Below are 26,928 nucleotides of genomic sequence, written 5' to 3' on the forward strand. Positions count from 1 at the left end.
TTGCATGACGGCAGACGTTCCTTTTTATTCCGCGCCCTTATACTTCTTGCGGGTGGCGATGCCGCCGCGGATATGCCGCTCCGCCTTATTTTCCTCCAGCACGCCCTTGACCTGGAGATACAAGGGCCTGTTAAACGCGGGCAGACGTTCGCTCAGATCCTTATGTACCGTGGATTTGCTGATGCCGAACTTTTGGGCCGCGGTGCGCACCGTCGCTTTGTTTTCTATGATGTAAAGCGCCAGCTGACAGGCGCGCTCCTCGATGTTCCCTTTCAAACAGCAACACTCCCCGCAATGTTTCTTCACTGGCAGATTTATATGCGCCAGAACGGGGAGATATGTGGGTGGGGACGATCAGTACAGCAGCATTTGCGCGATATCATGGGCGGTGATCCCGTTGAGGTACTCGCCGATCCTGCAGTTTTCCAGGGCCTTTTCCAGATGTTGATCCAGCTTGAGCGATACCATTGCCTCTTCCAGCTCGGCAAGGTCGCCGTTTCCAAAAAAGTCACCGTAAAACCGGATGCTTTTGATCCTGCCTTCCTCGGCCTGGAGGAAGATGGTGACCAGTCCCGCGCTAAATTTCCGCTCACGGCGCATGTGGTAAGCGGGAGAACGGCCGTAATTCCACTCCCATGTGGCATATTTTTCGTCCCGAAGCCGTTTTACGGCGGCCAGCTCCTCCGGCGTCAGGGTCCGGGGCTCCAGACCATCGCTCTCCAGGATACCGGCGCGCAGCGCAGCCTTGAATTCCTCCATGGAAATGGGGCGTGGGGCGTGCGCGTTGATGGTGGTCACCCGGCTGCGGACGGATTTGACGCTTTTGGAATCAAACTTGGCCTGTTTGACCTTCAAAGCGTCGGCCACGTTGGTCAGGTTGGAGTCCAGCATAATGCAGCCGTGGTGGAGCAGGCGGCCGTGTCGGGCATACTGAGAATTGCCGGAAAACTTCTGCCCGTCGATGGTGAGGTCGTTTCGTCCGTTAAACGCAGCCGTTACCCCAAACCGTTCCAGCGCACGCAGGACCGGGACGACAAAGACGTTGAAGTTGAAGTCGGCGTTGTCCGCCTGATCCACAATAAAGGTAAAGTTCAAATTTCCCTTGTCGTGGTAGACCGCCCCGCCCCCGGACAGGCGGCGGGCCACCCGAATGCCGTGGGCCTCCACATAGCTTTGGTTGATCTCTTCCGCCGTGTTTTGATACTTGCCCACTACGATGGTACGGTCGTTTTGCCAGAGCAGGAAATACTGCCTGCTCCGGTCCATGTGTTCAAAGATATATTCCTCCAGGGCAAGATTAAAGTAGGGATCCGTGCTGTGCGACTCCAGATAGACCATTGTTTTCGGCTCCTTTCCGTATGTTTTCCCAATCCGCTGCCCGCCCGTCCACCCAGGCCATGTGCTCCAGCCGTTCCGGCCGGGGCAGATCGGCCGGGCAGGCCCGGGCCGCCTGGCGGGCCAGCTGACGGTAGTGATAGCGGTCGTCCGCCTGAAACGGCAGGTGATACAAAAAAATCCGCTCCGGCGCAAGGGCGCGGAGAAAGTCCAGTCCCTCCGGAGAGGCCAGCTGATAAAGGTTGCAAAAAGCTGCCGACACCGGCTCCGGGTAGAAGCCGGCAAAGTCTGCCGCGTCTGCACGGCGGAGGGCGGCGTCTCCCGCCACGAAAAAGCGCTCGCCTCCCATGCGGATCAGGTAGGACTGATGGGGGTCCTCCCGGTAGCGCGCGCCGTCGTGACGGGTATCCCGGGCCAAGATATATGCCCCGCCCATGCGGACGGTGCGCAGATTGGCGCGGATGGGACGCACCGGCGCGCCGCCGCGCCGCAGGCGCGGACCATAGACCGGCAGATCGGGGCGCCCGTGCAGCAGGGACTCCAGGCCGTCTTCATCATAATGATCGTGGTGCAGGTGGGTAAAGAGCACGCCGGTCAGGTGGGCGAACAGGCCGGTATTTTTGCGCAGCTGCAGGGATAAAAAATCCGGCATGGGCGAGCAGCCCTCTTCCCGGCCCTGATGGATCCCATCGACCAGCAGACCGTTTTTGCCGTCGCAGAAAAAGAGCCCCGAATTGACCGAGTGAAACATTGCGGTGTGCATACGCCATCCCTCCGGTCCTGTTAATAGAGCAATCCATATGCCAACTTTTGCGCCGGGATAGCCCCCTTTTACGGCTAAAAAGGAGACGATGGTATCAAAATGATACAAAAAGAGCAGCGGATTTGCCGTTGCTCTCAGGCTGTCGAAAAACCCTCCTGAGGAAGGGCCTCGCAGAGTTGAGTCGTCCGCAGACGACGGAAGGAAAGGAAACTCCGTCATTTCCGGCGACACGTGCGTCGGAAATGACACCTCTCATGACGGACAGGGCGACTTTTCCGCCAGAATCGAGCCCTGTCCGTCATGCATCCCTCTGTCGAAAAAGGCCTTTGGCCTTTTTCGACAGGCTGAAGAGCAGCGGATTTGCCGCTGCTCTTTTCCGTGGGGCTGTGCTTACGCCCGCAGCTTTTGGATCTCGGCCGTGAGTACGGGCAGGACCTCAAAGAGGTCGCCCACCACGCCGTAGTCGGCCACGTCGAAGATGGGGGCGTCCGGGTCCTTATTGATGGCCACGATCACGTCGGAACCGCTCATACCGGCCAGATGCTGGATGGCACCCGAAATGCCGCAGGCGATGTACAGCTTGGGCCCCACGGTCTTTCCGGTCTGGCCCACCTGATGGGCGTGGGCGATCCACCCGGAGTCCACCGCCGCCCGGGAGGCGCCGACCACGCCCCCCAGCGCCTCAGCCAGGGCGCGCACCGGAGCAAAGCCCTCCGCTCCGCCTACGCCGCGGCCGCCGGAGACGATGATCTCCGCGCCCTCCAGGTCCACGTTCTGGCCGCCCAGGTCCCGGATCAGCTCCAACACCTGGGTGCGGATCTGCTCGGCGGGCACAGAAATAGTCTCCCGAAGGATCTCCGCTTTGCCCTGTGCGGTCTCGCTCTTTTTAAACACGCCGGGGCGCACCGTGCCGATCTGGGGCCGGTGGTCCGGGCAGAGGATCGTCGCCATCAGGTTGCCGCCGAAGGCGGGACGGGTCCAGGCCACGTTGCCGCTGTCCGCATCGATGTCCAGCGCGGTACAGTCCGCCGTCAGGCCGGTCTTCAGCCGGCAGGACAGGCGGGGGCCCAGATCCCGGCCGTTGTTGGTGGCGCCGATCAGCATGCTGGTGGGGCCGTATTTTTCCACCAGGGCATAGAGGGCCGCGGTATAGGCATCGGTGGAGTAGTGTGCGTATTCCGCGCCGTCCACCACGATGACCCGATCTGCGCCATGCTCCGATGCGGCCTTTACCGCCGCGTCCGTTTTGCTGCCGATGACCACGGCCACCAGGGCGCCGCCCTGCTTACCGGCCAGCTCCCGGCCGGGGGTCAGCAGCTCCAGACCCACGTTCTTGGCGCTGCCGTCCGGATCGGTCTCGATCAATACCCAGAGATCTTTCGTTTTTGCTTCCATCGTTTTTTCCCCCTCAGATCACGTTGCTGTCGCTCAGCAGCTGGAACAGCTTTCTGGCCGAATCCTCATTGGACGCTTCCCTGATCTTCACGCCCCCGGTCTTCTTCTGGGGCACGAAGGTCTTCTTCACCTTGGTGGGGGAACCCTTCAGACCGGCGCGGGTCAGGTCGATGGCGGGCAGGTCGGCGGCGGTGAGGGTGGGAATCTCGGCCCGATTGGCGGCCATTTTCCGCTTGATAGTGGGGTAGCGGGGATCCCAGGCGGGCTTGGTGAAGGTCACCACGCAGGGCATGCTTATCCCGATGATCTCGGCCCCCTCCTCCACTTCCTTCTTCACCTTGAGCCGATCGCCCTCCGCCTCAGCCTCCAGGGCATAGGTCACCTGGGGATAGTTCAGGTGCTCGGCGATCTCGGGGCCCACCTGTGCGGTGTCGCCGTCGATGGCCTGCTTGCCGCAGAAGATGGCGTCAAATCTGCCCTCCAGCTCCTCCACCTTCCGGATGGTCTCGGAGAGGATGTAGCTGGTGGCCAGGGTGTCGGAACCGCCGAAGGCCCGGTCAGAAACCAGGTAGGCCTTGTCGGCGGCAATGGACAGGCATTCCTTCAGCGCGGCCTTGGCCTGCTCGGGGCCCATGGACAGGACCACGATTTTGGCGTCGGGGTCCCGGTCCTTGATGCGGGCCGCGGCCTCCAGCGCATACCCGTCGAAGGGGTTGACGATGGACGGTACGCCCGACCGGATAAGAGTGTTGGTCACCGGATCGATCCTGATCTCCGTCGTATCCGGCACCTGCTTGACACAGACAAGCACGTTCATGTTGTTTCCTCCCTGAATGATTTGATACGAATGCCGGATGAAAACGGCGGACGGTTTTCATCCGAAGGCGGCGCGCCTGCAGACGCCGTTTTGAGGGCGCTCATCGGGGAAAGCCGCCTTCCGGGCGGAGGACGGAGCGGATCCGCGGCCGGCCGGACGCTTCCGGCGGGCATTGGATGTCCCCGCCCTCCCGCACCGGATCAAAGCTTGTGGCAGCACAGCCCCTCTACGTCATGGGCCGCCTCCATAAGGATCTCGCTGACGGTGGGATGGGCATGGATGGTATCGGACACGGCCCCGGCCGTCAGCCCGTTTTGGATGGCCAGGGCGATCTCACCGATCATTTCCGTGGCGTGGGGCGCCAGGATATGGCAGCCCAGCACCTTGCCGGTCTCGGCGTCCGCCACCAGCTTGGCAAAGCCGTCTTGGCAGCCCATGGCCAGGCTGCGGCCGTTGCCGGACACATTAAATTTGCCCACGCGCACCGGATGTCCCGCCGCCGCGGCCTTTTCCTCGGTCAGCCCGACACAGGCGATCTCGGGCGTGGTGTAGATACAGCCGGGCACGGCGTCATAGCGCATCGTGCGGTGTGCGCCAGCGGCGTTATGGGCGGCCACGATGCCCTGCGCGGTGGCCACATGGGCCAGCTGCTGTTTGCCGGTCAGGTCGCCGATGGCGAAGATGTGGGGCACGGTGGTGCGCAGCTCGTCGTCCACCAGGACAAAGCCGCGCTCGGTGGCCACGCCCGCGGCCTCCAGTCCCAGGGCGGCGGTGTCCGGCTTCCGACCAGTGGCCAGGATCACCACCGCGCCCTCCGCCGTCAGCTTCTGCCCCTCCTTCTCAAAGACGCAGGTGAGGCCGTCCCGGATCTCCAGCACCTTCGCGCCGGTGTGGATGGTCACGCCCCTGTCGGTGAGCAGCTCGGTCATGGTGCGGCACACATCGGAGTCGTTGCCGTAGAGGATGGAGGGCAGCATCTCCACGATGGTCACCGGCTTGCCCAGATCCCGGAACAGGGTGGCAAACTCCACGCCGATCACGCCGCCGCCGATGATCACCACCGACTCGGGGCACTCCTCCAGGGCCAGCACCCCGTCGGAGTTGAGCACGCCCGGTTTGTCGGTCCCCGGCACGGGGATGGCGGCGGGCACGGAGCCGGCGGCCAGGATAATCCGCTCGGCCTCGAACTCCTCCTCCCCGGCCCGGAAGGTGTGGGGGCCGGTGAGCACCGCCTCCGCCCGGACCAGGTCGGCGCCGTGGCCGGCCACCAGGTTCTCCACGCCGCTGCGCAGCTGCTTGACCACCTTGTCCTTGCGTTTTGCCATCTTCTTATACTGGAAGGAATACTCTCCCAGCGTGATGCCCAGCGCCTTGGCGCCGCTGAGCTGCTGATAGCGCTCGGCGCTGTGCAGCAGGGCCTTGGTGGGGATGCACCCCCGGTTCAGGCAGGTGCCGCCCAGGTCCCGCTTCTCCACCAGCACGGTCTTTTTGCCCAGCTGGGCGGCGCGGATGGCGGCGATATAGCCGCCGGGGCCGCCGCCGATGACCGCAACTTCATACTGTCTCATGCATGTTCCTCCTGTCATAGCTGAAAGCAGCCGTGGGTGCGGGCGTACTCGATGGCGCGGGCCGCGTCCACCCGCATCGGGCCGCCGCGGGTGACCGCGCAGGTGATCACATCCCCCGGCTGGAAGAAAATTTCCCGCTCGCCGTCCAGGGCCAGGGTGCCCTGGTAGGTCATGGTCCGGGTCACCCGCTCCCCCAGGGGCAGGCGGCGGACGTTTTGAATGTGTACGCCCTGGATGGTGCCGGCGCCCACCGGCGCCAGCGTGTTGGGCGCGCCGTCGGTGAACTCCGCCGAGGCGCCGCAGTCCTCCTCCCGGGTGACGCGGAGCGCCGTCCCCACCAGGGAGGAGAAGCCGATGGAGGCCATGGAGCACTGGGTGACCACCACTTGGTCGATCTCCTCATAGTTCCAGATGGCTCTGGAGCCCACAAAGGGGTTGCGGCAGAATACCAGGTCGATGAGGGCCAGATCCACCAGCGTCCCGTTTTTCCAGATCTCGATGCACTTGGCCGGCGACGCGCACTCCGCCGCGGGGACCATGCCCCCGGCCAGCGCCGCGGCGGCCATTCCGGCCACGGTGCCCTCCATCAGCTCCGGATAGACGTTGTTGGTACCAGTGGACATGGAGATCATCGGCACCCTCCGGGTGCCCTTGGCGGCGGCCCGGCTGGTTCCGTCGCCCCCCATGACGATCAGCACGTCCGCCCCGATGCGCTCCATCTCAGAGGCAAAGAAGATGGTGTCTGCCTGGGTCTCGGTGCGGTCCATGTCGTAGATCTCCAGCTGGGACAGATCCCCTGGGTAGCCGCGGGAGTTCCGCTTCTGGAGGAGCAGGCGGCCGTAGCCCAGCCGGTCGGGCATGAGGCAGACGCTCTGCTCCCCCACCGCGGCGGCCGACAGGAGAATCCGCTCCAGAATGTTCAGCTTCTCCATGTCGTCGATGGTGGTGGCCGCGGTGAGCAGGCGGCGGATGTCCTTGCCCGACTGGGGATTGCAGGCGATTCCGATCAAAGGCATAGACGTCGTCCCTCCAAAGATGGGGCAGGGCCGGCATGCCCGCCCTGCCCCAAATCCTTCATTTACGCTTCGTCGTTCTTCGGGCGGCTCTTTTTCAGCTCCGCCACGCCGTCCACTTCCACCTGGCCCTTCTCCTCTTCCAGCAGATCCCGGCCCAGGGTCTTCTTGATGGCGCGGATCACGTCCATCTTGTCCGGGACGATCTGCCACTCCACCATGCCCACGGGGATGTAGGTGTTGGGAGTGCCCACGCGGACGATGGGGGCCTTGAGGGCGCCCGCCTCCCGCTCGGTGACCTGGGCGGCGATCTCGGCGCCGAAGCCGCCGCGGACGTTGGCCTCATGGGCGATGACCAGATGGCCGGTCTTGCGCACGGAGGCCAGAACCGTCTCGATGTCAAAGGGGATCAGGGTGCGGGGGTCGATGATCTCGCAGGAGATGCCCTGCTTCTCCAGATCGTCGGCGGCGGCCAGGGCGTCCTTGAGCAGCTTGTGCCATGCCACGATGGTCACGTCGGTGCCCTCCCGGCGGACGCGGGCCTTCCCGAAGGGGATCAGGGCGTCCTTCTCCTTCTCGGGGATGTCGGCCTCCTCGGTGTAGATGGTGGTGCGGCAGTCCAGCCAGAGCACGGGGTCGTTGTCCCGGATGGCGTACTTCATCATGCCGTAGGCATCCTCGGGGAAGGTGGGCACGGCGATCTTCAGGCCGGGGTAGTTCATCATCCAGCCCTCGATGCACTCGGAGTGGTGGGCGCCGCACTGGGAGCCGATGCCCTGAGCGGAGCGGATGACCATGGGCACGGGGACCTTCTGGTTGGACAGCCAGTACTCCTTGCAGGCGCCGTGGGCCACTTCGTTCATGGCCAGCACCAGGAAGTCGGGGTACATGAACTCCACAATGGGACGCAGGCCCATCCAGGCCATGCCCACGGCGATGCCGGTGAAGCCCTTCTCATCCAGGGGCATGTCCATGACGCGCTCCGGGAAGGTCTGGAACAGGGAGTACATCTTGCTGATGGCGCCGCCGAAGACGCCCACGTCCTCGCCCATGTAATAGACCTTGGAGTCCCGCTGCATCTCCTCAAACACCGCGGCCTCCAGGGCCTGCGCATAGCTGACATGTCTCATTACAGCTTTCCTCCTTCCGTGTTGGAGAAGATCTTGTCGGCGCCCTTGGTCATATTGCCGGTCAGGCGGGGCTGCTGATAGGCCCACTCGAAGGCCTCGGCGATCTCGTTCTTGACCTCCTTGGCGTAGCCCTTGAGCTCCTCCTCGGTACACACGCCCATCTCCTGCAGAACTTTCTCAAAGCGGACGATGGGATCCGGGTACTTCTCGGTCATGCGGGCGTCCCGCTCGGGGGTCTCGTACTCCCGGGGGTCGCCGAAGTAGTGGCCGCACTTGCGGTAGGTCATGATCTCCAGCAGCGCGGGCTCCCCGCGGCGGGCCCCCTCCATGGCGGCCTCCATGGCCTCCCGGATGGCGATGGGATCCTGGCCCCACACGCTGACGCCCTTGACGTTGAAGCCGGCGGCCCGGCCGGAGATCTCGGAGCACTTGCACTCCTTCTCAGTGGGGGTGGTCATGGCCACGCCGTTGTTGACAATGACGTACACGATGGGCAGGTCAAACAGGGAGGCGAAGTTCATGGACTCGTACAGGCCGCCCATCTGGGCGCCGCCGTCGCCGTTGATGGTGACCACCACGCCGGGCTTGTTCTGCAGCTTCAGAGCCATGGCCACGCCGGTGTCGTAGAGCCAGTCCGCGCCGATCAGGCCGTCGATGGGCAGCAGGTGCAGATCCCGGATGTCCTGCTGGTGATAGTCGCCTCCGATGCCCATGTTGTAGCCGGTGGTGCGCTCCAGCATGCCGGCCACGTAGAGCTTCATATCGCACAGGGACAGGCAGCCGTGGTTGCGGTGATAGGGCTTGATGTAGTCATCGGGGCCGATGCAGGGCATGAGGCCGCCTTCCAGGGCCTCCTGGTTGGTGCCGAAGTGGAACATGCCCACCAGCTTGCCTTTTTTGCTTTCCGTGGCGATCTTTTTGTCGAACAGACGGGCCTTCTGCATGATTTTGTACATCTCAACGAGTTGTTCCTTGCTGTAGGCCATATCACGATACTCCTTTCTGATTCAGGGGCGGAAGGGCTCAGTCCTCCTCAATGTAGCCGATCACAGCGCCTACGTCGTAGGTCTCGCCCACCTGGCCGGTAATCTCGGTGATCACGCCGTCGTACAGAGACTCCACCTGGGCGTTCATCTTCTCCGTCTTGATCTCGCAGAGCTCCTGGTCCTCCTCCACGTGGTCGCCCACCTTTACGTGCCATTCCAGGATCTGGCCGGTCTTCATCTCGGAGCCGAGCTTGGGGATGTTGATTTCCTGTTTCATGTGGTTCAATCTCCTTTTTTGTTTTTTGGGGGTTACTCAAACTTTAAATAGACGGTAATGATGGCCAGTGCAGCCACCAGGGTGTCTCCCGCGCCCATCTCGGCCACGTGAAGCCCCTTTTCCGAAGCCCCGCCCGGGGCGGGGATGATCTCCACGTCGTCATAAAAGCGTACCGGCTGGCGCAGCGCCTCCAGATCCAGCGCCTCCGGTCTGGGGCAGCAGATTTTAATCCGCAGGGCGATCCGTTCCGGTCCGGCGCCATGGATCTCACGCACGCCCGCCATGCAGCAATGACTCATGGCGTCCTTGACGGCTTTCAGCGCCGCGCCGGTCATGTCCCCGCCGTGCATGTCCACGCCGGTGCCGATCTCGATCAGATACCGCTTGCGTTCCACGGCCCTAGTCCTCCCCGGGGGCGGGGCGCTTATGGTACATCCAGGTCCAGGGGTCCTGAAGCACCTTGTCCAGGGAGGTGAAGAAGCTGGTCACCTCGCTGCCGTCGCACAGGCCGTGGTCAATGGTCAGGGCGAAGGTGGTCAGGTTGGCGGGCACGATGGCATCGTCTTCTCCAAACACCGGGACCCGGCGGTTGCGGTTGATGCCCATGATGGCCCCCTGGGGCGGGGAAAGGAAGGGCTGCTGGCTGTCAATGAGCGAGCCGCCCATATTGGAGACCGAGAAGGTGCCCCCTTCCAGCTTGATCCGCATGAGCTTGCCCTTCTTCAGGTATTCATAGGTCTTTTTCAGCTCGGCGGAGACCTCCTCGATATCTTTGCGGTCCACATGTTCCAGTACGGGCTCCATCAGCACGCCGTTGAAGGAGGCCAACACGTTGATGTTGATATCCTCGTAGTAGATGATCTGCCCGTTCTGCCGGGACGCGTTGAGGGCCATGTTCTCTTCCAGGGCGCAGGCGGCCGCCTTGACGTAGAGATCGCCGAAAGAGACCTTGATCCCCTTCTGCTCCAGCAGCTCCTTTCGGAACTGCATGACCCGGCTGACCTCCAGGTGGACCTGGCCGGTGCCTTGGGGATATTCGTGCTTGCTGAAGGTCATCCGCTCGGCGATCACCTTGCGCATGCCCTCCAGCGGCACGACCTGACGGATTGCTCTGCCCTGCTCGTCGATCTGTGCCATTGCCATTCCTCCAATCGTTGATTTCGGGTTCTGCCGTTTTAAAAAGCAAACGGCGTGCCAATTTCCAAAAAGCGGCGGGGCGCTCGTACCGCCCCGGTTTGCCGCCGCATGGACGGAAAGGGGGTTCTACATTTTAGACGGTGTATCCTTTGGAAACACCGCCGGACAGGGTGAACGGGACCGCCGCCGGCGGTCCCGTTCACGGGGTGAGGAAGGCTGCAAAGGCTGCAGCTATGCGTCTTTATAGCAGACCACCAGTTCGGCCTGGCAGGCGCACTGCCCCTCTACCGCCGCCTCGGTGCGAAAGGTGTAAAACCCCTTCCGCTCCGAGACGAACCGTGCGGAAAGCGTCAGCCGGTCGCCGGGCTGGACCTTGCGCCGGAAGGAGGCCGACGCGATCCCGGCGAAGATGGGAAGCATTCCGCTCCCGTCGCGGTTAAGCCAGAGGGCGCAGGTCTGCGCCAGGGCTTCGATGATCAGGACGCCGGGGAAAATGGGATTGCCGGGAAAGTGCCCCTGAAAACAGGGTTCGGAATGGGATATGTTTTTCAGCGCCGTACACCCGTCCTCCCGCAGCTCCAGCACGCGGTCCACCATGAGCATGGGGGCGCGGTGAGGCAGCAGCGTCAGGACGTCTTCCGCCGGGACCATCAGCGCAGCAGCTGACCGGCGATGACCACCCGCTGGACCTGGTTGGTCCCCTCGTAGATCTGGAGGATCTTGGCGTCCCGCAGCAGCTTCTCCACCGGATACTCGCGGCTGTAGCCGTAGCCGCCCAGCACCTGCACCGCGTCCCCGGCCACCTTGAACGCCACGTCGCCGGCGTAGCATTTGGCCACGGCGGCCTCTTTGCCGTAGGGCAGGTGGGCCTCTGCCAGCTGCAGGGTGTGGATGACCATCTGGCGGGCGGTCTCAACGCCGATCTCCATATCGGCCAGCATAAACTGGATGGCCTGGAGTTTGGCGATGGGCTTGCCGAAGCAGATACGCTCCTTGGCATACTTGACCGCCTCGTCCACCGCCCGCTGGGCCAGGCCAACGGCGCTGGCAGCCACAAAGGGCCGGGCCAGATCCAGGGTCTGCATGGCGTATTTGAATCCCTCGCCCTCCTTGCCCAGCAGGTGGTCGGCGGGGATGCGCACGTTATCAAAGACCAAAGAGGCGGTATCGGAGGTGCGGATGCCCATCTTGTCCTCGTGCTTGTCCACGGAGAAGCCCGCGCGGTCGCGCTCCACGATGAAGGCGGACAGGCCTTTCACGCCGGCGTCCCGGTTGGTGGAGGCGAACACCACAAAGATGTCGGCATAGGTGGAGTTGGTGATAAAGCACTTGGTGCCGTTGATGACGTACTCGTCGCCCTCCCGGACCGCGGTGGTGCGGCAGGCGGCGGCGTCGGACCCGGCGCCCGCCTCGGTCAGGGCAAAGGCGCCCAGGCCGCCGCCCACGATCACGTCGGCGTACATCTTCTTCTGCTCCGGGGTGCCGTGCATCAGCACGGGCTTCAGGCTCAGGGTCGTGCCCATCAGGGTGGTGGCAAAGCCCAGGTCGTACTTGGCGAATTCCTCCATGACGGCCGCCACGGTCACATAGTCGATGCCGCCTCCGCCATACTCCTCGGGGATCTCCAGACAGTGGTAACCGATCTCCATCGCCTTCTTGTAACTCTCCAGTGGGAAGACGCCGTCCCGGTCCCACTGGGCGGCGTAGGGCTTGATCTCCTTCTCACAAAAATCATGCGCCATGGCGACCAGACTCTTCTGGTCCTCGTTCAGAATGTATCCCATCGTTGTGTTCCTCCTCAAAAAATGATTGTGATGCTGGGGTGAAGCATCCGGCTGCTTGTTTACCCTGCAAGCCGCATGCCAAATTGAAACGTCCGAACCGGAGCGCCTAGAGGGGCTCGGGCGGAGAAAATGTTTCTTTTTTTGCACTTTGGGTCTAAAAAGTAGCCGCTTTTTGTTAGGGCAGCAGGCCCAGCCGCTTGGCGCCCTCGGTCAGTTCGTCCCGAAAGTCCGGGTGCGCCAGGGAAATCAGGGCCCGGGCCCGGTCGCCCATGGTCAGCACCTTTAGGTTGACGCAGCCGTACTCGGTGGCCACGTACTGTACGTCGGACCGGGCGGTGGTCACCGCCGTTCCCGCCGGGAAGGAGGAGACGATGCGGCTGCTGGAGACGCCGTTTTTTTGGTGCGAGCTGGTCAGCGCGATAAAGGACTTGCCGCCTTTGGACATCTGCGCGCCCCGGACGTAGTCCACCTGCCCGCCCACGGCGCTCTGCTGTTTGCCGCCCAGGCAGTCGGCCGCCACCTGGCCGTACAGGTCCACTGCCATAGCGGTGTTCACGCTGATCATATTGTCGTTGCGGGCAATGGTATACGGATCGTTGACGAAGGAGAAGGGGGCGAAATGGAAGTCCGGGTTGTGATCCACGTAATCGTACAGCGCCCGGGTGCCCAGGGCAAACGAGGTCACCGCCTTCCCCGGCAGAAAGCTTTTGCGCCGGTTGGTGACCACGCCCAGCTTGGTCAGCTCCATCATGGAGTCGGTATACATTTCCGTGTGGATGCCCAGGTCGTTTTTCTCCCGCAGGCCAAAGCCGACCGCGTTGGAGATCCCGCCCAGGCCCAGCTGCAGGGTCGCGCCGTCGGGGATCAGGGCGACGATATGGCTGGACAGCGTCTCGAGCGTCTCGTCCAGGGGCAGGTTGGGGACCATGTCCGACTGGTCCGCCGCCTCCACCACGATATCGGCCTGGGAGATATGGATCTTGTTTTTTTCGCCGTAAACATAGGGCGCGTTGGGGTTGACCTGAAGCACCACCGTGTCCGCCAGTTCCCGGACATAGTCGTGGAACGTGGTGCCGTAGGCGCCGTAGCTCATGTAGCCCTCCTCGTCGGGCGGCGACACCTCCAAAAACGCGATGTTGGGCCGGGCGACTTCGCGGCACCACAGGTCGATCTGACTGAGGTGGAAGGAGGTAAAGGTAGTCAGGCCGTTCTGGATGCCGGTGCGGCACCCGGCGCCGGCAAAATAAGTCGTGGTGGAAAAGTGGCCCTTTGCCTCGGGGGTAAAAATGGGCAGCTGGCGGTTGATCATGCCGTGGCAGAGCACCACGCCCTCCAGCTCGTCCCTGCGCTGGTAGAGGGCGTCGATCAGCGGATAGGCGATGCTGGACGAGGTCCCCGCGTAGATCCGGTCCCCGTTACGGACCACCTGCACGGCCTGCGCCGGTGTGCGCAGCTTTTCCTGATATTGTGTTTTCCAGTCCATGGATGCACTTCCTTTCTGGGTTGGAGGCTTTTCTGCTCCTGCAAGTCATCAAAGCAAACGCCGTGCCAACTCTCCGCCCCGGAGACAAGTTGGCACGGCGGTTGCTTTCCAACCAGAACAGATCAGAAAAGGAGGAACGCCATCTATGGAGTTATTGCGGGGAAAGGCGGCCATCGTGACAGGAGCAAGCCGGGGCATCGGCCTGGGGATCGCCTGCGCGCTGGCGCGGGAGGGGGCGGACCTGGTGGTCCACGCCACCCGGGAGGAGCACCTGGAGCCGGTCCGTGCACAGGCGGAGCGCTGGGGGGTGCGCTGCGTGACGGCGGCGGGGGACGTCGCCCAGCCGGAGACGGCCCGGCTGCTGACCCAGATCGCCCTGGAACGGCTGGGGCGGCTGGATATTGCGGTGAGCTGCGCCGGCGTCAACCAGGACGGGATGCTGCACAGGCTCAGCGACGAGGCGTGGGAGCGGGTGCTGGCGGTCAATCTGAGCGGGGTCTTTTATCTGACCCGCTCCGCCGCGCAGGTCATGCGCGCGCAGCGCTCCGGGCGCATCATCAATATCAGCTCGGTGGCCCGGAACGGGAATCTGGGACAGTCCAATTATGCCGCTGCAAAAGCCGGGGTAGCGGCCCTCACCCAGACCGCCGCGCTGGAGCTGGGCCCCTTTGGGGTGACCTGCAACACGGTCTGCCCGGGCTTTATCGACACCGATATGACCCGGGGCGTCCCGGACGCCGCCCGTGAACGGATGCTCAGCCGCATCCCGGCCCGCCGCAGCGGCCGGCCGGAGGAGGTGGGGGATGCAGTGGCCTTCCTGGCCTCCGATCGGGCCGCCTATATCAACGGACAGACGCTGGATGTGAGCGGCGGGCTGATCCTGTAAGCAGAACCAGCCGCCGCACCCAACGGTGCGGCGGCTGATTTTGTTCTCCAGACGGTCCCGAAAGGATGCAGGACGGGGAGGGCTCGATTTTTTGTAAAAGCGTCACCCGATCCGTCCTGAGAAACGTCCGTTCCGACGCCCGTCCCCCGGGGGATTCCCGCCTGCCCCTGCGGGTGAATTCTGCGAAGCGTACGCGAACGAGGGGTTGGCTCAATTCAAATGATATTTTTCCAGCTTTTGATAAAAATTGCGGCGGGAAATGCCCAGCAGGTCCATGGCTTTGCTGCGGTTGTTTCCGCAGGAGCGCAGGGCGCTCTCAATGGCCTCCTGCTCGGTGCGCTCCAGCAGCTCCCGCAGCTTGTAACGGCCCGGGGGCGGAGCGGCTGCGCCGCTTCCGCCGCTTTTCATCTTGGCGGGCAGCTGGTCCACGTCCACCAGGTCGCCGGGGGTCAGCACGGCGGCGCGCTCCATGCAGTTTTTCAGCTCCCGCACATTGCCCGGCCAATAGTAGCGGTTGAGCAGGTCCAGCGCTTCGGCAGACAGGCGGTAGGTCCGGCCGTACTGCCGCCCCAGTTCCTCCAGAAAGAGGCTGGCGTAGACGTTGATGTCCTCCCGCCGCTCCCGCAGGGGCGGGATCGTCAGAGCGATGACGTTGATGCGGTAGTACAGGTCCTCCCGGAAGGAGCCCTCGGACATCATAGCCGCCAGGTCCCGGTTGGTGGCGGTGATGAGGCGGAAATCCAGCTGGATGGGCCTGGAACCGCCCACCCGGGTGATCTCGTGCTCCTGAAGGGCCCGCAGCAGTTTGACCTGCATGGTCAGAGGCATTTCTCCGATCTCGTCCAGGAAGATGGTCCCATGCTGCGCCAGCTCAAATTTTCCGGGCTTGCCCCCCGCCCGGGCGCCGGTGAAGGCGCCGGCCTCATAGCCGAACAGCTCGCTTTCCATCAGATTCTCCGGAATGGCGGCGCAGTTGATTTTGATGAGCGGGCCGCCGGCGCGGCGGCTGCTGTAGTGCAGGGCCTCCGCCACTACCTCCTTGCCTACGCCGCTCTCCCCCATGATGCAGATGCTGGCCTCGCTGGGGGCGGCCCGGGCGGCGGTGCGCAGCACGGTTACGAAAGACTTGCTGTGGCCCAGCACATTGCGAAAGGCGGGGGGCAGGTCGTCCTTGCTGGCCAGCTCGTTCTGGAGATGCTCGCTCAGCTGCTTGAAGTGTTCCAGTTCCCGGTTGGTCTGGACCAGCTCGGTCATGTTCTTCATCAGCGCCAGCGCGCCGATGATCCGCCCGTCCTGACACAGGGGGACGATGTCCGCACACACGTCCAGCTGAGCGGAATGGATGTGGGAAATATCCCCGGTCAGGGGGACGCCGGTCTTCAGCACCTCGTGGATGCGGGCCAGAGGCTCAAATTTTGCCAGATGGCGGCCGATGATCTTCTCCCGCTGGATGCCGAACATTTTCAGATAGCTGTCGTTGACGTAGCATACCCGGGTCTGGGCGTCAATGATCAGGATGCTTTCGTGGATGCTGTCCAGGATATTCAGAAGCGTGCGTTTTTCAAACGCGGCGTCTTCCGCCGAAAAGATGTGCTCCCCCAGCATGGGAGAACCGTCTGATGGAATGGTCGCCACAGGCATCCCTCCTTTTGTTGGTCCTATTGTATCATCCCGCCGGAAAAATGCAATCCATCACTTTTCTGCGGGATGCGGATGTGCTTTAGATCGTTTTGCAGGCAAAATGATCTGAACTTGCCGGGCGGCGCGGCCGAACCCCTTAACGGCGGCTCGGGAGGGGACGCATGCCGTAAAAAGAGATGGAACGGCTCATTCCCGGCCCGTGGCCTTAAAAATCAAAGCGCACGCCGTCGGGGACGGCGTATGCGCGTAAAAAATAGCCGGGGGGCTATTTTTTATACCGGGTGCAAATTCGGGATCGGCTTGGGTGGCGCTTCAGACGGGCGGCCGCCTTGAAAAGCGGCGGTTTTTTGGAAAGAACGAATGTTGGCACCCGGTTTGCTTATATACCGGACAGAATAGGAAAGCTCCCGTTGCAGAAGGCTTTCGATGATTGAGGAGGTAAATAAAATGTCAGAAATATCCACACTTAAAAAGCCGCTGGAAACGGCGGAGGAGTATGTCCAGAGCCTGCGGGACATGAAGACCGAGATCTGGGCACTGGGGGAAAAGATCACCGGCATTCCCGACCATCCCCTGTTCGTCCCCCATGTCAACGCCGTGGCAAAGACCTATGAGATGCCCTTTCCGGTCAAGTCCCACCTGACCGGCCATACCATCAACCGCTTCAACCATATCCACCAGAGCACCGACGACCTGGTGGCCAAGGTAAAAATGCTGCGGGCCCTCAACCAGCAGACCGGCTGCTGCATCCAGCGCTGCGCCGGAATGGACGCGCTCAACGCGACCTACATCGTCACCTATGAGATCGACCAGAAGTACGGCACGGATTACCACGAGCGCTTCAAACAGTTTTTGGTCTACCTCCAGGATTACAATCTGGTCACCATCGGCGGCATGACCGACGTGAAGGGCGACCGGAGCAAGAAGGCCGACCAGCAGCGGGACCCGGACCTGTTCGTCCACGTGGTGGCCGAGCGGGAGGACGGCATCGTGGTCCGCGGCGCCAAGGCGCACCTGACCGGCGTATCCGGCGCCCATGAGCTGATGGTCTTCCCCACCGAGAACATGAAGGAGGACGCCAAGGATTACGCGGTGGTCTTCTCCTGCCCCGTGAACACCCCGGGTATTACCTATATCTTCGGACGCCAGACCAACGATGGCCGCAAGCTGGACACGGAGCACCCCATCGACCAGGGCAATTTCAAATATGCCTGCGTGGGCGGCGAGTGCATCGCCGTGTTCGACGATGTGTTCATCCCCTGGAAGGATGTGTACATGTACAAGGAGTATGAATTCGCGGGGATGTTTGTGGAGGCCTTCGCCACCGCGCACCGGCAGAACTACGGCGCCTGCAAGGGCGGCATCGCCGACGTGCTCCTGGGCGCTACATACGGCATCTGCAAGGTCAACGGGGTGGAGCGTGTGGGCCACGTGCGGGACAAGATGGCCGACATGATCAACCTGACCGAGACCCTGTACGCCGGGTCCATCGCCTGTTCCTACGAGGGACGCCCCACCCCCTCCGGCGCCTGGCGGGCGGATACCATGCTGGCCAACATCACCAAGCACAACACCACCAAGTTCGTCTATGAGATCGACCGCATTGCCCATGACCTGGTGGGCGGCCTGCTGGCCACCCTGCCGGCCGAGGCCGATCTGCGCAACCCGGAGATCGGACCGCTGATCGAGCGCTACCTGGCGGGCAACGAGAGCATGTGTACCGAGGACAAGATCCGCCTTTACCGCCTGGTTGAGACCCTGAGCGGGGGCACCGCCGTGGTCGAATCCATGCACGGCGCAGGCTCGCCCCAGTCCCAGCGGATCATGATGCTCCGGGATGCCAAGCTGGAGGAGAAGCTGAAGCTGGCCCAAAAGCTGGTGGACTGCGAAGGCGCCTGCGGCGGCCAATAAGGAGGGAAACGCAAGATGTCCTATCATTCCCTTATCCTCACCAAAGCGGACGGGGTGGCCGTGATCCAAATGAACAACCCCAAGGCGATGAACGCGCTGGAGGACGAACTTTCCGCCGAACTGCTCTCCGCCTACAAGGATGTGGCCGCAGACCCCGCGGTCGGCGCGGTGATCCTTACCGGGGCGGAGAAGGCCTTCTGCGCCGGCGGCGACCTGAAGAAGCTGAACGAGGGATTTCCCACCGCGGAGGCGGGTTATGACTATATGAAGTCCTTCCGGGAAATGGTCACGACCTTTCTGAACATGCCCAAGCCCACCATCGCCGCCGTCAACGGCTTTGCGGTAGGGGCCGGGTTCTGCATCGCCATGCAGGCCGACCTGATCCTGGCCTCCGACAAGGCCAAGTTCGGTATGGCGTTTGCCAATGTAGGCCTGATCCCCGATCTGGCCGGGCTGTATACGCTGCCCCGGCTGGTCGGCCTGCAGCGGGCCAAGGAACTGGTCTTCACCGGGCGTACCATCGGCGCGGAGGAGGCCGGCGCGATGGGCATCGTCAACCGCGTCGTCCCGCATGAGCAGCTGCTGGACGAGGCCCAAAAGCTGGCCCGGCGTCTGGCGGACGGCCCCCGGGTCGCCCTGCGGATGGCCAAAAATGTGATGAACGACTCCATCAACATGACCCTAGAGCAGCTGCTGGATCTGGAGCCCCACGCACAGTCCATCTGCTTCCAGAGCGAAGATCATAAGATCGGCGTCCAGGCCTTCTTCCGGAAGGAAAAACCGGTATTCAAGGGACGCTGAACCCCCGCTCCCAAAACAAGCGGCAGCCGCGCCGGTGCGCGGCTGCCGCTTGTTTCTATCCTGGAGATATGGTATATAATTTATACCTTGTTTCCTTTTTTACATATACATTTTGGCCATTGATCCAGGAAAGTGGGCTCAAATTGAACGAAATACTGCTGTTTTCGCAAGAAAAAAGTTGGCACTTTATTTGCTTAAACAAAAGGCGGCGCGGACAACGCAGTACCGCACGCGAAGTATGGCAGTAAGGGAGGAAACAACATGGAAGGTACAATGAAGGCTATGGTCCTGAAGGGCCCTGGCAGGCTGGTGTATCAGCAAGTCCCCATACCGAAGATCGGACCGAGGGACATACTTTTTAAAATCAGCTATGCGGCAGTTTGCGGCGGCGATCTGCCGGCGTATCGGGATCTGCACTATCTGCAGCACACCCCCATCATTATCGGCCACGAGTTTACCGGCTACGTGGTGGAGGTGGGAGACCAGGTAAAGGACATCCCCGTTGGGATGCGGTTTATGGGCACCAGCATTGAGGGCTGCGGCGAATGCGAGGTGTGCAAAAACGGCGGAAAGGACTGGGAGTGTCCCTACAGCACCAAATACGGCCTGGGCTTCGGCCGGGACGGCGTGTTTGCCGAATACTCCGTGATCCACCACGCCCAGCTGGGCGTCAGCGTACATCCTCTGCCGGATTCCATCAACGATATGGTCGGCGCGACCTGCGAGCCCATGTGCGTGGGCATCGGCAACGTAGGACTCATCAAGCCCCAGCCCAGAGGCGAGCGGATCGTGATCTACGGCGCGGGCATCATCGGCCAGTCCTTTATTCAGGCGTTCAAGGCCGAATGCGAGCAGTGTGAGATCGCCGTGGTGGACGTATCCGACTTCCGCCTGGAGCTGGCCAGGCAGAGCGGGGCGGACTACGTCATCAACCCCGCCCGGGGCAAGAGCGCTTATGATGCCATGGCTGAGATCTGGGGCTACGGCGAGTACGCCTACCATGACCGTTCTACCAAGCCCTGCGGCAACGCTACCATCGCCGTGGAGTGCACCAGCAACATGGGCTGTGTGGCCGAGGCCATGGATATCGTGACACAGAACGGCAAAGTGTGTTATGCCGCGGGATACGGCGATGACGACAAGGCGCTGATCCACCCGGTCAACCTGATGATGAAGGGCGTTCAAGTCATTCCCGGCCTGATGGGGAACTTTGCAAAGTCGGTGCAGTATATGGCCGAGGGCAAATTCCGCACCGAGCATCTGATCACCCACGTCTACCCGCTGGAGCAGCTGGACGAGGCCATCCACAAGTCCATGGATTCCAAGCACAGCTGCAAGGTGTGCATCAAGGTGGACCCGGCGTTCCCCGATTACCCCTACAATAAGCAGGACTGATTCCGTCTCAGCGTTGTTCGGCAATCCCTCAGCTGATATTATGAGAGGAGTGTTTCCATGCAAAAGAAGAAGCTCTATTACGGGTGGATCGTCACCCTGCTGGCCGGCCTGACCTATTTCGGCTCCAACGGCCTGCTGTCTGCTTCTGCGGGCACAATCGTCAGCCAGGTCCTTTTGGTAAAGGGCTGGGATGCCGCCCAGGTCAGTTTCACCTATACGCTCAAGTCCGTCCTGGGACTGGGCCTGCCGCTGGTGGGGCTGCTGCTGATGAAGATCGGCCCCCGCAAGTGTATTTTCTGGACGACCACCATCACGGCGATTTTCCTTGCCCTCACCGGTTGGGTGGATTCCCCGATCGTGTTTATTTTTGTATACGGCGTTGCCGTCAGCTTCAGCATGCTGTTCAACGACCAGCTGGCCTGCTTTACCGCGGTCAACAACTGGTGGGACCGCCGCCGGGGGGAACAGGGCGGTTATGTCCAGGCGCTGGGCGCACTGGGCGGCGTGGTGTTTCCGCCCATCATCACCTGGCTGTTCCTGAACTTCAGCTGGAAAAGCGCCCTCATTATTATGGCGGTGCTGCTGATGCTGATTACCGCGATTCCTCAGATGATCTTTATGAGGGACCATCCCTCCGAACTGGGCCTGGAGATGGACGGCGGTCCGGCAGAGGGGAAGCCCGCCAAGCCGGGAAAGGCGCGCAGGGTCTATCAGGGCTATAAGTCTCCCGTCGACTGGGAGATCAAAGACGCCGTCCGCTGCCCGCAGCTGTGGATCGTGGGCCTGGCCTGGGGCAGCACGGTGTTTGGCTACTGTGCCGTACAGTATTTTGGAATGACGCACCTGATTATGAACGGGTTTGCCGACATAACCGCGGCCAGCGCGGTCTCCATCATGAGCGGCGCACTGTTGGTCGGCAGCCTGATCCTCAGCCCGCTTACCGACCGGATGAACCCCAAGATCGCCCTGGTGCTGATCGGCGTGGTGGCGTCCGTGGGCTGCGTACTCTTCGATGTAGCCGCCAGGAGCGGCAGTATGCCGCTGATGGTGCTTTCCATGATTGTGGCGGGCGCCCCCAACGGCCCCATCATCTGCGCGGTGATGAACACTCTGGTCTCCTATTTCGGCGCCAAGAACTACGCCGGCATCCAGCCCTACTGCAACGTGCTGCTCACCCTGATCGGCGCGGCGTCCTCGGCGGTGTGCGGCTGGGCGCTGACCCAATTCGGCTCCCTGTCCAATGCCTATTATGTGGCGGCTGTATTCGGCGTCGTCATTTCAGTGGCGGTTCTCCTGTTCCTGAAGCCGCCCAAGGTGTCCGAAAAAATGCTGGCCAAGTATCAAGCCAAGGCTGCGCAGTGACCAGCCTTTTCCCGCCCGACAGAGGGAGCCCCGGCAGCGGATGGCTGTTGGGGCCTCCCTCTTTTCTGCTGCGGCAATCTGTGCTATAATAGCAGGTAAAGGCCCCTCTATTTTATGTAATTCCGCCAAAATAAAAGCTCGGGAGGTAGCGCAATGGCTCAGGAGCACCAGCAGGAGTATTCCTATCGTTTTCAGGACAGCCCCCTCTGGCACCAGCCCCGGGATCGGAGCCGTGAGATGCTCTTCCGCGCGCTGGATGCCATTGAGGAGCCGGTCATCATCGTAGACCGGGACACCCGGGTCGTATACGTGAACAGCAGCTATTTGAGGACCTTTTCCGCAAATCTGAGCGCCGCCGGGGTCCGGCCGGAGGAGATCACCAGTTATAAATTGACGGAGATGAAGGACCAGACAGATGTACTCCCGATTCTGGATGTGCTGGAACGGCAGCGGCCCAAGCTGAAGTACTACTCCCTCTGCGGCGACGTGCTCACCACCTTCTCCGACATCATCCCGCTGAAACTGGAGGAGGACGAGCTCTTAGGCGCCGTCATCCTCAGCCGGGACACGGCGCAGATCGCCCAGATGAATCACGAGATGAACCGCTACAGGACTCTGGCCGACGAGCTGCGGCGGGAGCTGGATGCAAAGACCCAGCTCCCCCTGCCCTTCCGTTCGGTGATCGGCTCCTCCCGGGCCTTTGTGGCGGTGTTGCGCACTGCTGCCCAGGTGGCGCGCTCCAATGCGGCGGTCTGCCTGACCGGCGAGAGCGGGACCGGCAAGGAGGTGCTGGCCAAGGCCATCCACTACAGCAGTCCCTATGCCGGCGGCCCCCTCATCAAAGTCAACTGCGCGGCCATCCCGGAGACGCTGCTGGAGAGCGAGCTGTTCGGCTATGAGAAGGGGGCCTTTACCGGGGCCAAGGCCACCGGGAACCCGGGCAAGTTTGAATTGGCCAACGGCGGCACGTTGTTCCTGGACGAAATCGGCGAGATGCCGATGTCCATGCAGGTTAAGCTGCTGCGGGCGCTGCAGGAGCATGAGATCACCCGTGTGGGCGCGACCAGGACCATCAAACTGGATTTCCGGCTCATCACGGCCACCAACCGGGATCTGGAGGCCATGGTGGAGGAGGGCACGTTCCGGGAGGACCTGTACTACCGCATCAGCGTCATCCCGCTGAATCTGCCGCCGCTCCGGGAACGCAGAAGCGATATCCCGGTGCTGGCCAACCACTTCCTGCAGGAACTTCAGGAGCAGTACGGGGGAGACCGCTCCTTCTCCAGTGCGGTGACCGAGCTGCTCTGCGATTATACCTGGCCGGGCAATATCCGGGAATTGAAAAATTGTGTGGAGCGCATGTCGGTGCTCAGTACGGACGAGATCATTTCCACGGAAGTCCTGCCCCACCAGGTCGCCGACTGCCGGAACCGCCGCAGCAAAAAGAACGCGGAAAATTACCGGCTTCAGGATATTCTGGAAAAGACGGAACGGGACACCATTCAGGCGGTCCTCAGCCTGACCGGCGGCAATAAGGCCCGGGCCATCGAGATCCTGGGCATCTCCAAACGGAACTTTTATATGAAACTGGACAAATATAACCTGCGCTGAGAAACGCTGTCCGGCGCCGCCGCACCTTGGTTGTGCGGCGGCGCCGTTTTCCTTGGCGCCCCAGGGCGGCGGCGGGACTTGGTATGGGATTTGCTTTCTCTTCCATAGAACATCATCACAACGGAAAGGAAGCGATGCCCTATGGAGCGGACGTTTCGTACCCTTGTCTGTACAGAGGAAAAGGGGGTATGCACGCTGCTGCTCAACGCGCCGCCGGTCAACGTCATTACCCGCGCCCTGCTGGAGGAGCTGGACGAAGCGTTTCAGACGCTGGAGTTTCACACGGACCTGCGCGCTGTGGTCCTGAGCAGCGCCCTGCCCAAACTGTTCTGTGCCGGCGCGGACATCAAGCAGTTTCAGACCTGGACCAGCGCCACCGGAAGTGAGAACTGCCGGTTTGGCTCTCAGGTCTACCGAAGGATCGAACGCTTTCCCAGGCCTGTCCTCTGCGCGGTAAACGGCAGCGCCTTCGGCGGGGGGCTGGAATTGGCCATGGCCTGCGATGTCCGCATTTTTGACGAGCGCGCCAGAGTCGCGCTGCCGGAATGTACCCTGGGCATGCAGCCGGGCTATGGCGGCACCCAGCGCCTGCCCCGGCTGGTGGGACCCGGATTTGCAAAAAAAATGATGTACACCGGCCTTCCCATTACGGCGCAGGAGGCGCTGCGGGCCGGGCTGGCGGATGAACTGGCTCCGGCGGGCGGGAGCCTGGACGCCGCCCTGGAACTGGCGCAGACCATCGCCCGGCGGGCGCCCATCGCGGTGGCCCAGATCAAAAAAAGCGTTGCCTGCGCCATGGAGCACGGCCTGGAGGAGGGCCTGCGCTTTGAGAACCGCGGAATCGCGCTGCTGTGCGGAACGGGCGACAAGCAGGAGGGCGCGCAGGCGTTTGTGGAGAAACGCCCGCCCGTATTCCGCAACCGCTGAAGCCCTCCACAGGCGCTGCAAAGGGTATACTTTTTATACGGTGTTTCCGAAAGAGATACACAAAGCGGGGAAAACCGGCGGAATCAGCGGGAAATCCGTTGGCATGGCGTTTGCTATAGTAACAACTGTGGAGAGCGCCGCCAAGCGGCGGCATACTTGAGACGGATTGGAAAGGAAGGCTGCACTATGACAGGAAACAGCGGAAAAAGAAAACTTGCATTCATCGGGATACTGATCGTCAATTTCATGACCATGTTCTTGATCTGCGGCGTGGGCGTTTACGGCTACTCGGTGGCGGGATACTTCGACAGCATCGCCTCGGTGGGGATGATCTTCACCCTGGAGAGCGTGGCCCGCTGCGTGGCGATCCCCATCAGCGGAAAACTCAGCGATAAGGCGGGCCACCGGCAGCTCTTTCTGAGCGCGCTGGTACTGTATATCATCTCCTATGCGGTGGCGGCCTTTGCCCCTTCCTTCTGGGTGTTTACCATCGCGCGCACGGTCAGCGGCTTTGCCTGGGGACTGTTCGTCTCCAATATCTTTGTGCTGATCTCCGATCTGTTCGGGCAGAGCGACGCACCCCGTTATTCGGGGATCGCCCAGGCCCTGTCCACGGTGGCCATGATCCTGGGCTCTCCTGTGGCGGGCATCCTGTGCGCCGTCAACTGGCGGGTACAGTTCTATGTCTCCCTGCCCATCCTGGCGGTGGGCGCGATCTTCTGCTTGATCGGGCTGCCCAATGTCCCCAAACAGGCGGGAGAGCACAGCGCCATCGACGTGGGCGGCTGCATTGCCACTTTTGTTATGCTGATCCCCTTCTCCCTGGCCATGAACTGGGGCAGCACGTACGGCTGGACCTCTCCCCTGCTGCTGACGCTGCTTGCGGTGGCGCTCGCCGGACTGGCGGCCCTGGTGCTGGTGGAGCGCAAGGCGGAAAACCCCATCTATCCGGCCAAGCTGCTGGGCAACAAATTCTACCTCGCCATTTTTATGGTCAGCCTGTTTTATTCTCTGGGCAATGCGGCCAATAACTATGTCCCCACCTATGTGCAGTATGTTCTGGGCTACAACAGCACTGTGGCCGGCTTCGTCACATTGCCCGCCCTCGTGATCGCCACGGTCCTGTCGGTCGTATTTGGCAGCCTTGCGGCAAAGAACGGGCGCTATAAGGGGATGACCGTCTTCTGGTCGCTCTCCTCCATTGTGGGCGGCGTGCTCTACTGGGCCATGACCGGCTCGGCCACCCCGCTGATGGGCCTGGTGCTCGTGGTCCTGGCCTCGCTGTTCTACGGCATGGTCAACGGCGTGCAGCAGATCGTCCCCTATACCTATCCCATGAAAGTCCTCAAGCCGGATGAACTGGCGGGGGGAATGGCGTTCATGGGGGCAGGCGGCGTGCTGGGCAACACGATCGCCAGCGGCATCTACGGCGCTCAGCTGGCCGGAGATCCCACCATGGCGGCCCTGTTCCGGATGCCGGTTCTCTGCGCCGTGGTCATGCTGATCTTCGCGCTGCTGTTCCGGGATATCAAAGCGGGAGACACCCTGTGAGCTGGGGCCGTTTCCAATTATGAAGGGAGAAAGACCGATGCAGGAGAAAAAACGCGCTGCGATCGTTACCGGCGCCGGCGCCGGCGTGGGCCGCGCGGTGGCCCTTACGCTGGCGAAGGAGGGCTGCGATCTGGTGGTGGTGGGCCGTTCGGAGCAAAACACGCGGGAGACCGCCGCGATGGCGGAAGCATACGGCCGGGCGATCCCGGTCGTGGCGGATATCGGCTGCGAGGAGGATACGATCCGCTATGTCAATACGGCGGTGGAGCAATTCGGCGGGATCGACGTCTTTGTCAACAGCGCCGCCCGTTTCCAGCCCTATGTGCTGCTGGCGGATACGCAGACCGAGTTGTTCGACGATATCATGCGCATCAACGTGAAGGGCGCCTTTCTGGGGATGAAGTATGTGCTGCGCCAGATGGCGGCGCAAAAAAGCGGCGTGATCGTAAACGTGGCCTCCCGGGACGGACTGTTCAGCGAGCCGGCGCTGGGCTCCTACAGCACCAGCAAGCACGCCATGATCGGGCTGACCAAAAACGCGGCCACCGAGTACGGCCCTATGGGGATCCGGGTCTGTGCCGTTTGCCCCGGAGCCATCAATACCAAGATGATCGGAGATATCCTGAAGACCATCGACCCTGCGATCCTGGGTCCAATGGCCCGGCCGGCCGAGCCCCAGGAGATCGCAGACGTGGTGTGCTATCTCGCCTCGGACCGGGCGAGCTACCTCAACGGTGCGATCATCCGTGCCGACGGCGGAAAGGGCCTGTAAGCTCCGCACGGGAGGCAGGCGGCGCTTTCGGCGGAAACACCGCCCCGATGCATGCCGGAAAAGGCACGCCGGGGCGGTGTTTGCGTTGGTAGTACCGCAGGCACCCCCCGGCTAAGCCGGGGGTAAAAAAATAGCTTATAGCGAGGAGAAAAGCAGAAAAGAAAAAGGCTCCCTGTTAAAGTAAAAGTGGTTTGCCGACCACACAACTACGATAACAGGGAGGTCTTCATCGTGAAAGACAAAGACATAAGCAGTTTAGAGCATACGGGTAGTGTCAAGGATTTTGCGCAAATTGGTTTGCAGGCTCTGGAATGAATGAAGTCAGCCAGCAATGGAGGCGTCCTCAACGGCAGCCTCCAGGTGCTTCATATTCATGTACTTTT

General features: G+C 62.1%; 25 protein-coding genes. 9 read left to right on the forward strand and 16 right to left on the reverse strand.

Annotated elements, in window-relative coordinates:
* Positions 1-24 precede the first annotated feature (24 nt).
* From spoIIID to H8S57_RS07400, 15 genes are all read right to left on the reverse strand, one after another.
* Positions 25-276, reverse strand: coding sequence for a sporulation transcriptional regulator SpoIIID (gene spoIIID / locus H8S57_RS07330; protein ID WP_186907431.1), 252 nt, complete (start codon positions 274-276; stop codon positions 25-27).
* Positions 277-354: 78 nt separating this feature from the next.
* A complete protein-coding gene (gene lplA, locus H8S57_RS07335; RefSeq protein ID WP_186907432.1) occupies positions 355-1,338 on the reverse strand; it encodes a lipoate--protein ligase in 984 nt (327 codons plus the stop codon).
* The gene (locus H8S57_RS07340) at positions 1,298-2,098 is read right to left on the reverse strand and encodes an MBL fold metallo-hydrolase (RefSeq protein ID WP_186907433.1); all 801 of its coding nucleotides are present in this window, start codon (positions 2,096-2,098) and stop codon (positions 1,298-1,300) included. Before H8S57_RS07340 ends, lplA begins: the two co-directional genes overlap by 41 nt.
* A 390-nt stretch (positions 2,099-2,488) precedes the next feature.
* A complete protein-coding gene (locus tag H8S57_RS07345; protein WP_186907434.1) occupies positions 2,489-3,493 on the reverse strand; it encodes an electron transfer flavoprotein subunit alpha/FixB family protein in 1,005 nt (334 codons plus the stop codon).
* 13 nt (positions 3,494-3,506) lie between these two features.
* The gene (locus tag H8S57_RS07350; RefSeq protein ID WP_186907435.1) at positions 3,507-4,310 is read right to left on the reverse strand and encodes an electron transfer flavoprotein subunit beta/FixA family protein; all 804 of its coding nucleotides are present in this window, start codon (positions 4,308-4,310) and stop codon (positions 3,507-3,509) included.
* 200 nt (positions 4,311-4,510) lie between these two features.
* Complete coding sequence (gene lpdA, locus H8S57_RS07355) at positions 4,511-5,878, reverse strand: dihydrolipoyl dehydrogenase (protein WP_186907436.1); 1,368 nt, start codon at positions 5,876-5,878, stop codon at positions 4,511-4,513.
* Positions 5,879-5,892: 14 nt separating this feature from the next.
* The gene (locus H8S57_RS07360; RefSeq protein ID WP_186907437.1) at positions 5,893-6,894 is read right to left on the reverse strand and encodes an NAD(+)/NADH kinase; all 1,002 of its coding nucleotides are present in this window, start codon (positions 6,892-6,894) and stop codon (positions 5,893-5,895) included.
* Between the two features lie 62 nt (positions 6,895-6,956).
* Entirely contained in the window at positions 6,957-8,021 is a 1,065-nt protein-coding gene (locus tag H8S57_RS07365; protein WP_186907438.1) for an alpha-ketoacid dehydrogenase subunit beta, read from the reverse strand.
* Positions 8,021-9,007 (reverse strand): thiamine pyrophosphate-dependent dehydrogenase E1 component subunit alpha, encoded by a 987-nt coding sequence (locus tag H8S57_RS07370; protein ID WP_186907439.1) that lies wholly within the window; start codon positions 9,005-9,007, stop codon positions 8,021-8,023. The genes H8S57_RS07365 and H8S57_RS07370 overlap by 1 nt, the downstream gene beginning before the upstream one ends.
* Before the next feature lie 37 nt (positions 9,008-9,044).
* Positions 9,045-9,284 (reverse strand): biotin/lipoyl-containing protein, encoded by a 240-nt coding sequence (locus tag H8S57_RS07375; protein ID WP_186907440.1) that lies wholly within the window; start codon positions 9,282-9,284, stop codon positions 9,045-9,047.
* Between the two features lie 32 nt (positions 9,285-9,316).
* Positions 9,317-9,679, reverse strand: a complete 363-nt coding sequence (locus tag H8S57_RS07380) for a Lin0512 family protein (protein WP_186907441.1) — start codon at positions 9,677-9,679, stop codon at positions 9,317-9,319.
* Between the two features lie 4 nt (positions 9,680-9,683).
* Positions 9,684-10,421 carry a 2-oxo acid dehydrogenase subunit E2 gene (locus tag H8S57_RS07385; protein ID WP_186907442.1) on the reverse strand — a complete coding sequence of 246 codons (738 nt, stop codon included), beginning with the start codon at positions 10,419-10,421 and terminating at the stop codon, positions 9,684-9,686.
* 231 nt (positions 10,422-10,652) lie between these two features.
* On the reverse strand, positions 10,653-11,072 hold the full coding sequence (fabZ, locus tag H8S57_RS07390) for a 3-hydroxyacyl-ACP dehydratase FabZ (protein ID WP_186907443.1): 420 nt from the start codon (positions 11,070-11,072) through the stop codon (positions 10,653-10,655).
* The gene (locus H8S57_RS07395) at positions 11,072-12,205 is read right to left on the reverse strand and encodes an acyl-CoA dehydrogenase family protein (protein ID WP_186907444.1); all 1,134 of its coding nucleotides are present in this window, start codon (positions 12,203-12,205) and stop codon (positions 11,072-11,074) included. Before H8S57_RS07395 ends, fabZ begins: the two co-directional genes overlap by 1 nt.
* 175 nt (positions 12,206-12,380) lie before the next feature.
* Positions 12,381-13,688 (reverse strand): acetyl-CoA hydrolase/transferase family protein, encoded by a 1,308-nt coding sequence (locus H8S57_RS07400; protein ID WP_186907445.1) that lies wholly within the window; start codon positions 13,686-13,688, stop codon positions 12,381-12,383.
* A 145-nt stretch (positions 13,689-13,833) separates the two neighbouring features.
* Between H8S57_RS07400 and fabG the strand changes: the two genes are divergently transcribed.
* Complete coding sequence (gene fabG / locus H8S57_RS07405) at positions 13,834-14,574, forward strand: 3-oxoacyl-ACP reductase FabG (RefSeq protein ID WP_186907446.1); 741 nt, start codon at positions 13,834-13,836, stop codon at positions 14,572-14,574.
* 210 nt (positions 14,575-14,784) lie between these two features.
* Here fabG and H8S57_RS07410 read toward each other — a convergent pair whose 3' ends face one another.
* Positions 14,785-16,209, reverse strand: coding sequence for a sigma-54 interaction domain-containing protein (locus H8S57_RS07410; RefSeq protein ID WP_186907447.1), 1,425 nt, complete (start codon positions 16,207-16,209; stop codon positions 14,785-14,787).
* A gap of 453 nt (positions 16,210-16,662) precedes the next feature.
* Between H8S57_RS07410 and H8S57_RS07415 the strand changes: the two genes are divergently transcribed.
* The 8 genes from H8S57_RS07415 (at position 16,663) to H8S57_RS07450 (ending at position 26,545) form a co-directional block, all read left to right on the forward strand.
* A complete protein-coding gene (locus tag H8S57_RS07415) occupies positions 16,663-18,126 on the forward strand; it encodes a 4-hydroxyphenylacetate 3-hydroxylase family protein (RefSeq protein WP_186907448.1) in 1,464 nt (487 codons plus the stop codon).
* A gap of 15 nt (positions 18,127-18,141) precedes the next feature.
* Positions 18,142-18,927 (forward strand): enoyl-CoA hydratase/isomerase family protein, encoded by a 786-nt coding sequence (locus tag H8S57_RS07420; RefSeq protein WP_186907449.1) that lies wholly within the window; start codon positions 18,142-18,144, stop codon positions 18,925-18,927.
* 261 nt (positions 18,928-19,188) lie between these two features.
* The gene (locus tag H8S57_RS07425) at positions 19,189-20,322 is read left to right on the forward strand and encodes a zinc-dependent alcohol dehydrogenase (protein WP_186907450.1); all 1,134 of its coding nucleotides are present in this window, start codon (positions 19,189-19,191) and stop codon (positions 20,320-20,322) included.
* Positions 20,323-20,379: 57 nt separating this feature from the next.
* Complete coding sequence (locus tag H8S57_RS07430) at positions 20,380-21,684, forward strand: MFS transporter (protein ID WP_186907451.1); 1,305 nt, start codon at positions 20,380-20,382, stop codon at positions 21,682-21,684.
* A 153-nt stretch (positions 21,685-21,837) separates the two neighbouring features.
* Positions 21,838-23,295, forward strand: a complete 1,458-nt coding sequence (locus H8S57_RS07435) for a sigma-54 interaction domain-containing protein (protein WP_186907452.1) — start codon at positions 21,838-21,840, stop codon at positions 23,293-23,295.
* Positions 23,296-23,436: 141 nt separating this feature from the next.
* A complete protein-coding gene (locus H8S57_RS07440; protein WP_186907453.1) occupies positions 23,437-24,222 on the forward strand; it encodes an enoyl-CoA hydratase/isomerase family protein in 786 nt (261 codons plus the stop codon).
* Positions 24,223-24,408: 186 nt separating this feature from the next.
* Positions 24,409-25,773, forward strand: a complete 1,365-nt coding sequence (locus H8S57_RS07445) for an MFS transporter (protein ID WP_207723731.1) — start codon at positions 24,409-24,411, stop codon at positions 25,771-25,773.
* A 37-nt stretch (positions 25,774-25,810) separates the two neighbouring features.
* Positions 25,811-26,545, forward strand: coding sequence for an SDR family NAD(P)-dependent oxidoreductase (locus H8S57_RS07450; protein WP_186907455.1), 735 nt, complete (start codon positions 25,811-25,813; stop codon positions 26,543-26,545).
* Positions 26,546-26,928: the final 383 nt, after the last annotated feature.

This window comes from Lawsonibacter hominis (genome assembly GCF_014287895.1).
Taxonomy (GTDB): domain Bacteria; phylum Bacillota; class Clostridia; order Oscillospirales; family Oscillospiraceae; genus Lawsonibacter_A; species Lawsonibacter_A hominis.